Annotated in this window: 8 protein-coding genes (1 of these 8 only partly in view); 6 read left to right on the top strand and 2 right to left on the bottom strand. The window is 66.0% G+C overall.

What is annotated here, in order from left to right; translation table 11 throughout:
• A protein-coding gene (doeA, locus tag AYJ57_RS18830) for an ectoine hydrolase DoeA (RefSeq protein WP_066109636.1) crosses the window boundary here: on the bottom strand, positions 1–28 show its beginning. It extends 1,169 nt beyond the left edge of the window; only the first 28 of its 1,197 coding nucleotides appear in the window; its start codon is at positions 26–28; its stop codon lies off the left edge, out of view.
• Positions 29–271: 243 nt separating this feature from the next.
• On the opposite strand from doeA, the gene AYJ57_RS18825 reads away from it, so the two are divergent.
• From AYJ57_RS18825 to AYJ57_RS18815, 3 genes are all read left to right on the top strand, one after another.
• Positions 272–751 (top strand): Lrp/AsnC family transcriptional regulator, encoded by a 480-nt coding sequence (locus AYJ57_RS18825; RefSeq protein ID WP_066109633.1) that lies wholly within the window; start codon positions 272–274, stop codon positions 749–751.
• Positions 752–884: 133 nt separating this feature from the next.
• Complete coding sequence (locus AYJ57_RS18820; protein WP_066109629.1) at positions 885–2,342, top strand: NAD-dependent succinate-semialdehyde dehydrogenase; 1,458 nt, start codon at positions 885–887, stop codon at positions 2,340–2,342.
• Between the two features lie 52 nt (positions 2,343–2,394).
• Positions 2,395–3,765 (top strand): aspartate aminotransferase family protein, encoded by a 1,371-nt coding sequence (locus AYJ57_RS18815; protein WP_066109626.1) that lies wholly within the window; start codon positions 2,395–2,397, stop codon positions 3,763–3,765.
• A 56-nt stretch (positions 3,766–3,821) separates the two neighbouring features.
• On the opposite strand, the gene AYJ57_RS18810 is transcribed toward AYJ57_RS18815, so the two are convergent.
• Entirely contained in the window at positions 3,822–4,460 is a 639-nt protein-coding gene (locus AYJ57_RS18810; RefSeq protein WP_066109623.1) for a TetR/AcrR family transcriptional regulator, read from the bottom strand.
• A 172-nt stretch (positions 4,461–4,632) separates the two neighbouring features.
• Here AYJ57_RS18810 and hpbA point away from each other — a divergent pair, with 172 nt between their 5' ends.
• The 3 genes from hpbA to AYJ57_RS18795 all read left to right on the top strand — a co-directional run bounded on the left by hpbA (position 4,633) and on the right by AYJ57_RS18795 (position 11,082).
• Entirely contained in the window at positions 4,633–6,669 is a 2,037-nt protein-coding gene (gene hpbA, locus AYJ57_RS18805) for an N-methyl-L-proline N-demethylase HpbA (RefSeq protein ID WP_066109619.1), read from the top strand.
• 227 nt (positions 6,670–6,896) lie between these two features.
• Positions 6,897–7,874: an efflux RND transporter periplasmic adaptor subunit gene (locus tag AYJ57_RS18800; protein WP_066109616.1), complete on the top strand. Its 978-nt coding sequence runs from the start codon at positions 6,897–6,899 to the stop codon at positions 7,872–7,874.
• Positions 7,867–11,082: an efflux RND transporter permease subunit gene (locus AYJ57_RS18795; protein ID WP_066109613.1), complete on the top strand. Its 3,216-nt coding sequence runs from the start codon at positions 7,867–7,869 to the stop codon at positions 11,080–11,082. Before AYJ57_RS18800 ends, AYJ57_RS18795 begins: the two co-directional genes overlap by 8 nt.
• Positions 11,083–11,181 lie beyond the last annotated feature (99 nt).

Genomic DNA, 11,181 nt, shown 5'->3' with positions numbered 1-11,181 from the left:
GCTCTGGGGTTCTTTGAAGTTCGGGCATTCAGACCTCTTTGGACAATGCGGCGGACGCATCGGTTGCAGTTGCGCGGTCGCGCGATGGTTCGGACCGGCTCGGCGCTGGCGAGCCCGGTGAGGGCGACCGTCGCCCAGAGGTTTCTCGATGTCCAGCGTTGTGGACCGGGGCGGCTTTGGTCGCGACCGGCGACGCCCGACAACTGTGCACCCCGCATCCCCTGCCCCGGCAAAGATTGACAAAACGCCGGATCGCCGGAACAAGCGAGGGATGGACTCCACCCGCCTCGACACCCGAGATATCGCCATTCTCGCCACGCTCAGCCGCGAAGGCCGCATCGCCAAGACGGAACTGGCGGCGCGGGTGAACCTGTCACCCACCCCCTGCTGGGAGCGGATGAAGCGGCTCGAGAAGGCCGGGCTGATCACCGGCTATCGCGCCGAGATCGACCTCGCCGCGCTTGGACCGCATGTGCAGGTCTTCGTCACGGTCGAGCTCGACAGCCACCGCGCCGAAAGCTTCCAGCTGTTCGAGCGCACCGTGGCGCGGATGGATGAGATCACCGGCTGCTGGGCTATCGGCGGCGGCTATGACTATCTGATGCAGGTGGTCACGACCGATGTGGCTGCCTTTCAGGACATGATGGACGGGCTGCTGGAAAGCCGCGCCGGGGTCCGGCGCTATTACAGCTATATCGTCACCAAGCCGGTGAAGAGCGATCCGCCCGCGCTCGGGCTGCTGCGCGGCTAGTCCCGCCCGCTGCCAGAGAGTTTCTCTGCCCGAGCCCCCAAAGGCAGAGAAAATTTCTTGCCCGACAGGAAACTTCCCGAGAAATCTCTCTGCTTTCGCCCTCATGCTTGTCGCAACAAGGAGGTGCGCAAGCATGAGCGATCTGTCGAACAGACCGACTTTCGGACTTACCGATCCGGGCCTGCTGCCCGGCAGCGGCGACTTTGCAAGCGAAGGCCGCCTCGCGGTCCGCGACCCCGCCACCGGCACGCTGGTGGCGCAGGTCGCGATCAGCGACGCGCGCGGCGCGGGGCAGGCGGTGGACGCCGCCCATGCCGCCTTCGACGGCTGGGCCACCACGCTGCCGCAGGACCGCGCGGCGATCCTGCACCGCTGGCACGCGCTGATCATGGAGGCGAAAGAGGATCTCTCGCGCATCATGGTCGCCGAGCAGGGCAAGCCGATCAGCGAGGCGCGGGGCGAGATCGATTACGCCGCCAGCTTCGTGCAGTTCTACGCCGAAGAGGCGCTGCGCCCGAACATCGAAGGCGTCACCAGCCATCTGCCCGACGCCGAGATGGAGCTTTGGCGCGAGCCGGTGGGTGTAGCGGCGCTGATCACCCCGTGGAATTTCCCCTCGGCGATGATCACCCGCAAAGCCGCCGCCGCTCTGGCCGCTGGCTGCACCGTGGTGATCCATCCCTCCGCCGAGACGCCGCTGTCGGCGCTGGCGCTGGCGGAACTCGCCCGCCGCGCCGGTTTCCCCGAAGGCGTGGTCAACACCGTGGTCGGCGATGCCGCCGCCATTGTCGGTGAATGGACTTCGGACAAACGGGTGCGGGCGCTGTCCTTCACCGGCTCCACCGAGGTGGGCCGCCTGCTCTACCGCCAGTCGGCGGATACGGTGAAACGGCTGGTGATGGAACTGGGCGGCCACGCGCCCTTCATCGTCTTCAAAAGCGCCGACATCGACCGCGCGGTGACCGAGGCGATCAAGGCCAAATTCGCCACCTCGGGGCAGGACTGTCTCGGCGCCAACCGCTTCTACATCCAGCGGCCCGTCTATGAGGAATTCTGCGCCAAGTTCACCAAGGCGGTCGAGGCGCTGACCCTCGGGCGCGGCATGGATGATCCCGACATCGGCCCGCTGATCCACGAGCGCGCCATCGACAAGCAGCAGGCGCATGTGGATGACGCCATCGCCAAGGGCGCAAAGCTGCTCACCGGCGGCGGCGTGGAGGAAGACCTCGGCAAGCTCTTCTACAAGCCCACCGTGCTGGCCGACGTGCCGGACGAGGCCGCGATCATGTCCGAGGAAACCTTTGGCCCGGTCGCGCCGCTCACCGTCTTTGATGACGAGGCAGAGGTGATCGCCCGCGCCAATGCCACCGAATACGGGCTGGTCGCCTACGTCCACAGCCAAGACCCGCGCCGCATCTACCGCCTGACCCGCGCGCTGCAGTTCGGCATGGTCGCGGTCAACCGCACCAAGGTCACCGGCGCGCCGATCCCCTTCGGCGGCACCAAGCAATCCGGGCTCGGCCGCGAGGGCGCCCGTCAGGGCCTCGAGGCCTTCACCGACATCAAATACGTCTGCCGCGATTGGGGCTGATCCCGCGCGACCAATCCCTGCGGCAACCCGACAGGACACATAAGGAGATGACATGCTGACCAACGACCAACTCGCCAAATGGGACCGCGAGAGCTTCTTCCACCCTTCGACCAACCTCGGCCAGTTCGCGCGCGGCGAAGGCCCGCAGCGCATCGTCACCGGCGGCAGCGGCGTGCATATCACCGACCGCGACGGCAATCGCCTGCTCGACGGCTTTGCCGGGCTCTACTGCGTCAACGTCGGCTATGGCCGCACCGAGATCTCCGAGGCAATCGCCAAGCAGGCGCATGAGCTGGCCTATTACCATGCCTACGCAGGCCACGGCTCCGAAGCCTCGATCACCCTGTCGAAGATGGTCATGGATCGCGCGCCCGAGAATATGGCGCGGGTCTACTTCGGCCTCGGCGGCTCGGACGCCAATGAGACCAACATCAAGCTGATCTGGTACTACAACAACATCCTTGGCCGTCCCGAGAAGAAGAAGATCATCTCGCGCTGGCGGGGCTATCATGGCTCGGGGCTGATGACTGGCTCGCTGACCGGGCTCGAGCTGTTCCACAAGAAGTTCGACCTGCCGCTGGCGCAGGTGATCCACACCGAGGCACCCTATTATTACCGCCGCCCCGACCTGAAAATGTCCGAGGCCGACTTCACCGCCCATTGCGTCGCCGAACTGGAAGCGCTGATCGAGCGCGAGGGCGCCGACACCATCGCCGCCTTCATCGGCGAGCCGGTACTGGGCACCGGCGGCATCGTGCCCCCGCCCGAGGGCTACTGGCCCGCGATCCAGAAGGTGCTCGACAAGCACGACATCCTGCTTGTGGTCGACGAGGTGGTGACCGGCTTCGGGCGGCTCGGCTCGATGTTCGGCTCGGACCACTACGGCGTAAAGCCCGACTTGATCACCTCCGCCAAGGGCCTCACTTCGGCTTACGCGCCGCTTTCGGCCTCGATCGTCGGCCAGCGCATGTGGGACGTGCTGTGCCAGGGCACCGACGAATATGGCGTGCTGGGCCACGGCTGGACCTATTCGGCTCACCCGATCGGCGCGGCGGCGGGCATCGCCAACCTCGAACTGATCGACAAGCTGGGGCTGGTCGACAATGCCGCCAAGACCGGTGCCTATCTGGTGAACACCATGCGCGAGGCGGTGGGCGCGCACGTCAACGTCGGCGAAGTGCGCGGCGAGGGCATGCTCTGTGCGGTGGAACTGGTGGCCGAGCGTGACGGGCGCAAGTTCTTTGACGCCTCCGAGGGCAAGGGCGCCAAGGTCGTCGCCGCGATGCTCGAACGCGGGGTGATCGCGCGCGCCATGCCGCAGGGCGACATTCTCGGCTTCGCGCCGCCGCTCTGCCTGACCACCGAGGAAGCCGACAAGATCGTCTCGGTCACCAAGGACGCCATCACCAGCGTTCTGGGCTGAGCCTGCACATCACGCGCCGCGCGCCAAATGCGCGCGGTGCCCCCCATTCAAAACGGTCAGGACGCCGCGCCGCGATAGCCGATCCGCGCCATGAACCGTTCCATCTCCTGTTGCGGCGGGCGCTTTCCCGTGTAGATTTCCACGTAGCTCGGAAAGCGTTCCAGACGTTCCGCCAGCGGCTCTTCCACCCGCATCGAGATATAGCCGACCTGCACAAGATAGATGGTCCGCGCCCGCACGTCGGCATCCTCGGCCCCGTGCCCCCAGCGTTCCAGCATCTCGCGCAGCGCCGCCAGCCGCTCGGCATCGGCGCTCTGCAGCCGCTCCAGAACCTGCGGATCCTGCTGTGCCCAGGCCCGCACGGCGATCTCGAGCTTGGTGTCGAAAAGCTCATCCGACAGGAAGGTGCTGATGACATTCAGCATCGCCTCGGTCTCAGTGGCCGCATAATCCCGGCTGGCCGCCACCAACGCGCCGGTGGTGCTGGCCTCCCAACGGTCGAGCAACATGCTCAGCAGCTGTTTTCGATCCTTGAAGAACCAGTAGAAACTCGTCCGCGACAGCTGCAGCGCATTGGCCAGCGGCAGAATCTTCACCGCATCGACGCCCTTCTCTACAAGCGCCGCATAGGCCGCGTCCAGCCAGACGTCCTGCGATCCGCGCCAGCCGCGGTCGGTCGAAGAATTCTCGGTCATGTCCTGCGCCTTGATGGTCGGTGCCCCCTTGCCTACCCCCTTGTCTACAAAATGTGCACTACTGTCCAGATTTACTCACCGTCGCCACGGTCAGTGGTGAACTATTTCTTGACAGGTGTGCACATTTTGGAATTCTGACGCGCAGGCACCCTATCCGCAGAAGGCACCACGCATGTCGAACGATCCGCTTTTGCAGCCCTATCAGCTCAAGCATCTGACGCTGAAAAACCGCATCATGATCACCAGCCACGAGCCCGCCTACCCCGAGGACGGCATGCCCAAGGACCGCTACCGCGCCTACCATGTGGAGCGCGCCAAGGCCGGAGTTGCGCTGACCATGACCGCGGGCTCGGCCTCGGTCTCGCGCGACAGCCCGCCGGTGTTCAACAACGTCCTCGCGTGGAAAGACGAAGTGGTCGGATGGATGAGCAAGCTGGCGCAGGAGTGCCACGACGAGGGCTGCGCGGTGATGATCCAGCTCACCCACCTTGGCCGCCGCACCCGCTGGGACAAGGGCGACTGGCTGCCGGTGATCTCGCCCGGATACGAACGCGAGCCCGCGCATCGCGCCTTCCCCAAGAAGATGGAAGACTGGGATATCGCGCGGGTGATCGAGGATTACGCCGAAGCCGCAGAGCGCATGCAGACCGCCGGACTCGACGGCATCGAGCTTGAAGCCTACGGCCACCTGATGGATCAGTTCTGGTCGCCGCTGACAAATGATCTCGATGCGCCCTACGGCGGCGATCTCGACAACCGTCTGCGCTTCGGCTTTGACGTGCTGCGCGCCATCCGCAAGCGCTGCGGCGAAGAGTTCATCGTCGGCGTGCGCTACACCGGCGACGAGTGCCTGCCTGGCGGCACCGGCCGCGAGGAGGGTCTGGCGATCTCGCAGAAGCTGAAGGACTCGGGGCTGGTCGATTTCCTCAACGTGGTGCGCGGCCATATCGACACCGATCCAGGCCTCACCGATCTGATCCCCATTCAGGGCATGGCCGGCGCACCGCATCTCGATTTCGCCGGAGAGATCCGCGCCGCGACGAATTTCCCCACCTTCCATGCCGCCAAAATCCCCGATGTCGCCACCGCGCGCCACGCCATCGCCAGCGGCAAGCTCGATATGGTCGGCATGACCCGCGCCCATATGGCCGACCCGCATCTGGTGCGCAAACTCACCCAAGGCCGCGAAGACGACATCCGCCCCTGCGTCGGTGCCAACTACTGCCTCGACCGCATCTATCAGGGCGGCATGGCGCTGTGCCTGCACAACCCCTCGACCGGGCGCGAGATCGAAATGCCCCACGCCATCGCCAAGGCCGAGGCACCGAAGCGCGTGACCATCGTCGGCGCCGGACCGGCAGGCATGGAGGCCGCCCGCGTCGCCGCCGAGCGCGGCCATGCGGTGACCGTCTTCGAGGCGGCGGACCAGCCCGGCGGGCAGATCCGCCTCACCGCGTTGCAGGAGCGGCGGCGCGAGATGTCATCGATCATCGCATGGCGTTTCGAGCAATGCGAAAAACGCGGGGTTTCCTTCCGCTTCAACGCCTTCGCGGATGAAGCTGACGTTCTGGACACGGCACCTGACGAGGTGATCATCGCCACCGGCGGGCTGCCGCATACCGAGGTGCTGACCGGCGGCAACGATCTGGTGGTCTCGGCATGGGACATCCTGTCGGGCGACGTCAAACCCGGCCAGAACGTGCTGGTCTACGACGACGCGGGCGATCACGCGGGGCTGCAGGCCGCCGATGTGATCTCTGCCACCGGCGCGCGGGTCGAGATCGTCACCCCCGACCGCGCCTTCGCGCCAGAGGTCATGGCGATGAACCTCGTGCCCTACATGCGCGCCCTGCAGACCCGCGACACCACCTTCACCGTCACGTGGCGGCTGCGCTCGGTGTCCCGCGACGGCAATCAACTGCGCGCCGTTCTGGGCTCGGACTATGGCGATGTGACGCGCGAGCGGCAGGTCGATCAGATTGTGGTCAACCATGGCACCCGCCCGCTCGACGAGCTCTATTTCGCGCTGAAGCCGCTGTCGCGCAATCTCGGCGAGGTCGATTACGAGGCGCTTTCCACTGGCGCCGTGCAGAGCGTCGAGCGCAATCCCGGCGGCGGGTTCCGCCTGTTCCGCATCGGAGATGCTGTGGCCGCGCGCAACACCCATGCGGCGATTTACGACGCGCTGCGGATCGCGCGAGACCTCTGACCGCGCGGCATATTTCGGCGCGCCAGAGATGTATCTCTGCGGGTCGATGAGGGGCAGTTCGGATGTAAAAAAGCACCCGAGCTGCCCTACGCCGATTGGCCTCACCTCACTTGACCCAAATCAAGGGACCTCCAAGCCGAAACGGTAAGATATCACTGGAACTTCCTTCATATTCACGTTGAAGAATATGAATACTCAGGATCGCCACCTGACCACGAGGGGCTGCCATGCGATTTTCCGTCCTACCGATTTTCCTGCTCACCGCCGCCAGCGCCGCGCTGGCCGAGACCGGTGCGCCCCCCGAACCCTATGTGGCGACCCCCGAGACCATCACCGAATGGAAGCCGGTCTATGGCGAGGTCGAGACCCGCAACCAGCTTCCGGCGCGGGCCCGTATCGCTGGCACGCTGGTGGACCTGTCGGTGACCGAGGGCGATCACGTCGAGACCGGGCAGATCGTCGCCACCATCGAGGATGAGAAACTCGGCGTGCAGATCGACGCGCTCAACGCGCAGGCGGAAGCATTGCGCGCGCAGCTGAGCAATGCGCAGGCCGATCTCGACCGCGGCAAGACCCTGCAGCAAAGCGGCACGATCTCGGCGCAGCGGCTTGATGCGCTGCAAACCTCGGTCGATGTGCTGAGCAATCAGATCACCGCGACCGAAGCGCAGCGCCGGGTGATCCAGCGGCAGATCGAGGAAGGCGGCGTCACCGCTCCGGAGGCGGGCATCGTGCTGTCGGTCCCGGTGTCGCGCGGGTCCTTCATTGCGCAGGGCGAGACCGTTGCCCTGATCGGCAGCGGCGGCGCGTTCCTGCGGCTCTCGGTGCCGGAACGCTTTGCGCAATCTCTGGCGGAGGGCGACAAGATCGAGATGGACAGCGGCGAAGGCACGATTGCCAAGCTCTACCCGCAGATCGAAGGCGGGCGGCTGCAGGCGGATGTGGAAGTGGGCGGGCTCGAAGAGCGCTACGTGGGCCTGCGCCTGCCAGTGCGGTTGCCGGTCGGCACGCAGGACGCGATCCTTGTCCCGGAACGGGCGCTGTCGCGGGGCGGCGGGCTCGACATGGTGACCTTGGAGACCACTGACGGGCCGGTGCAGCGGATCGTGGTGCCGGGCCGAGAAATGATCCGCGACGGTGCCCCTTGGCGCGAAATCCTGACCGGGCTCGAATCCGGCGAAACGGTGCTTCTGTCCGATGAGTGATCATGACACCGGGCCCAGCGGGGCCCTCGGTCTGGCCGGACACCTCACCCACGCCTTCCTGAACTCTCCGCTCACACCGCTCTTCCTGATCGCCTCGCTGGCGGTGGGGCTCATCGCCCTCGCCGCCCTGCCGCGCGAGGAGGAGCCGCAGATTTCCGTGCCGCTGGTCGACATCCATGTGCAGGCCAACGGGCTGCGCGCAGGCGACGCCGTGAAACTGGTGACCGAGCCCTTGGAGACCATCGTCAAGGGCATCGACGAGGTCGAACACGTCTATTCCGAGACCCGCGACGATGCGGTCATGGTCACCGCGCGCTTTGACGTCGGCGTCTCGTCCGACACCGCGATCCTGCGGGTGCGCGACCGCATTCTCGCCAATATGGACCGCATCCCGGTGGGCATCCCCGAGCCGCTGATCGTCGGGCGCGGCATCAATGACGTGGCCATCGTGGCGCTCACCCTCTCGCCTGCCGCGGGGCAGACCGGGGTCACCCCCGCCGACCTGACCCGCGTCGCGCGCGAGGTCGAGGCGCGGCTGGCGGCGATCGAGGATGTGGGCCTCACCTATGTCATCGGCGGCACCGAACCGCAGCTGCGCGTGAACCCAGACCCGGCGCGGCTGGCGCTCTACGGGATCACCCTGCAGCAGCTTTGGGCCAAGATCGAGGGCGCCAACACCTCGCTGCCGCTCGGCACCCTGCGCGAGGGCGGCAGGCAGGTCGGGCTGGTTGTGGGCGAGACCCTGACCACCGCCGAGGAAATCGGCAACCTCGAGCTGACCGCCCGCGACGGGCGCACCGTCTACCTGCGCGACGTGGCCGAGTTGACGCTCGAGACCGACACCGGCTCGGACTATGTCAGTACCGCCACCCACGGACCGGAGGGCCTTGAGAGTCGCCCCGCGGTGACGCTGGCGCTGGCCAAGCGCGCCGGGGCCAATGCGGTGATCGTGGCCGAGGAAATCCTGCACCGGATCGAGGCGATGGAGGGCGAGATCATCCCCTCCTCCATCGAGGTCGAGATCACCCGTGACTATGGCGAGACCGCCGATGAGAAGGCCAACGAGTTGCTCTTCCACCTCGGGCTGGCGACCATTTCCATCGTCATCCTCGTGCTCTTTGCCATCGGCTGGCGCGAGGCCATCGTGGTGGCGATCGTGATCCCGGTGACGATCCTTCTGACGCTCTTCGCCGCATGGATCATGGGCTATACGCTGAACCGCGTGTCGCTGTTCGCGCTGATCTTCTCGATCGGCATCCTCGTCGATGACGCCATCGTGGTGATCGAGAACATCGCCCGCCACTGGGCGATGAAGCGCGAGGGCCAGAGCCGCTTTGGCGCCACCGTCGCGGCGGTGGCAGAGGTTGGCAACCCAACCATCGTGGCGACGCTGACGGTGGTGGTGGCGCTGCTGCCCATGCTGTTCGTGTCGGGCCTCATGGGCCCCTACATGAGCCCTATTCCCGCCAATGCCTCGGCAGCGATGATCTTTTCCTTCTTTGTCGCGGTGATCATCACGCCGTGGCTGATGCTGAAAATCGCGGGCCGCGCGCCGCTCCACCACGGTGCCGAGCACGGCGCGGCGGGCGGGGCACTGGGACGCGTCTATGCCGCCGTCGCGCGCCCCCTGCTGGCACGCAAATCCGTCTCGGCGCTCTTCCTGCTCGTGGTCGCGGTGCTCTCCTTCGGCTCGCTCGCCGCGCTCTACACCCGCGACGTGACGGTCAAGCTGCTGCCCTTCGACAATAAGTCCGAGCTTTCGGTGGTCATCGACCTGCCCGAGGGCAGCGCGCTGGAAACGACGGCTGCCGTGGCACAGCAAGTGGCGCGTGTGGCGCTTTCACTGCCCGAGGCGATCTCGGCCCAAACCCATGCGGGCACCGCCTCGGCCTTCAACTTCAACGGGCTGGTGCGGCACTACTACCTGCGGCAAATGCCCGAAATGGGGGACGTGCAGATCAACCTCGCCGCAAAGGCCGAGCGCGACCGCACCAGCCATGAGATCGCGCTCGACCTGCGCGAGAAACTGACCACGCTCAACCTGCCCGAGGGCACGGTGCTGAAAGCCGTCGAGCCGCCCCCCGGCCCGCCGGTGATCTCGACGCTCATGGCAGAGGTCTACGGCCCGGACGCCGAGACCCGCCGCATGGTCGCCGAGCGCGTGCGCGCCGCATTCGACGAGATCCCTTATGTGGTCGATGTCGACGACAATTACGGCGTGCAGGCCCCGCGCCGCCGGGTGGTGCTCGATCCTTCGGCGCTGGATTTCTACAAGGTAGAGGAATCCGACGCACTGGATACGCTCTCGCTGCTCTACGGCGAGGGAACCGTGGGCTATTCGCACCGCGGCGGCGATCGGCGGCCTATTCCCATCGTGCTGTCACGGGACCGCTCCGACCGAGTGATGGACGCCACCGCGCTCTCGACGCCCGTCCCGGCAGACGCCTTGCCCGGCGGGCGCGGCGTGGTGGAACTGGGCGATGTGGTCACCCTGCAGGACGAGCTCACCTCCTACCCGATCTTCCGCCACAACGGCATCGAGACGATCATGGTCATGGGCGAGATGGCGGGCGAGTTCGAGTCGCCGCTCTACGGCATGCTCGCATCGGCGGATATCTTGGATGGGCTCAACTGGCCCGAGGGTGAACAGCCAACCATCTCAATGCACGGCCAGCCGCAGGACACCTCAGTACCGAGCATCCTGTGGGACGGCGAATGGGAGGTCACATGGGTCACCTTCCGCGATATGGGCGCGGCCTTTGCCGTGGCACTCTTGGGGATCTACATCCTTGTGGTGGCGCAGTTCGGCAGCTTCCGCCTGCCGCTGGTGATCCTGACGCCGGTGCCGCTGACTTTCCTCGGCATCATGTTCGGGCACTGGCTCTTCGGGGCACCCTTCTCGGCGCCCTCGATGATCGGCTTCATCGCGCTGGCAGGCATCATCGTGCGCAACTCGATCCTGCTGGTGGACTTCATCCGCCACTCGAACCCAGAAAGACCGCTCGACGTGGAAACGCTGATCGAGGCGGGCGCGACGCGCTTCAAGCCGATCCTGCTGACCGCGCTGGCGGCGATGATCGGCGCGGCGGTGATCCTGATGGACCCGATCTTTCAAGGTCTGGCGATTTCGCTGCTCTTCGGACTGCTGACCTCGACCGCGCTGACGGTTCTGGTGATCCCGGCGATTTACCGGCTGGTGAAAACCTGACCGAGCATCGTTCGCGACGCCAATCCCCTGCCACGGCTCACGAAATCGTCAGACGCAAAACTTTCTGCGACGGAACTCCGCGCCCCGCGCGTGGAATAC

The organism is Salipiger sp. CCB-MM3 (assembly GCF_001687105.1).
Lineage (GTDB): Bacteria > Pseudomonadota > Alphaproteobacteria > Rhodobacterales > Rhodobacteraceae > Salipiger.
Note: the sequence above shows the minus strand (reverse complement) of the source record. Positions and strands in the feature narration are given on the sequence as shown.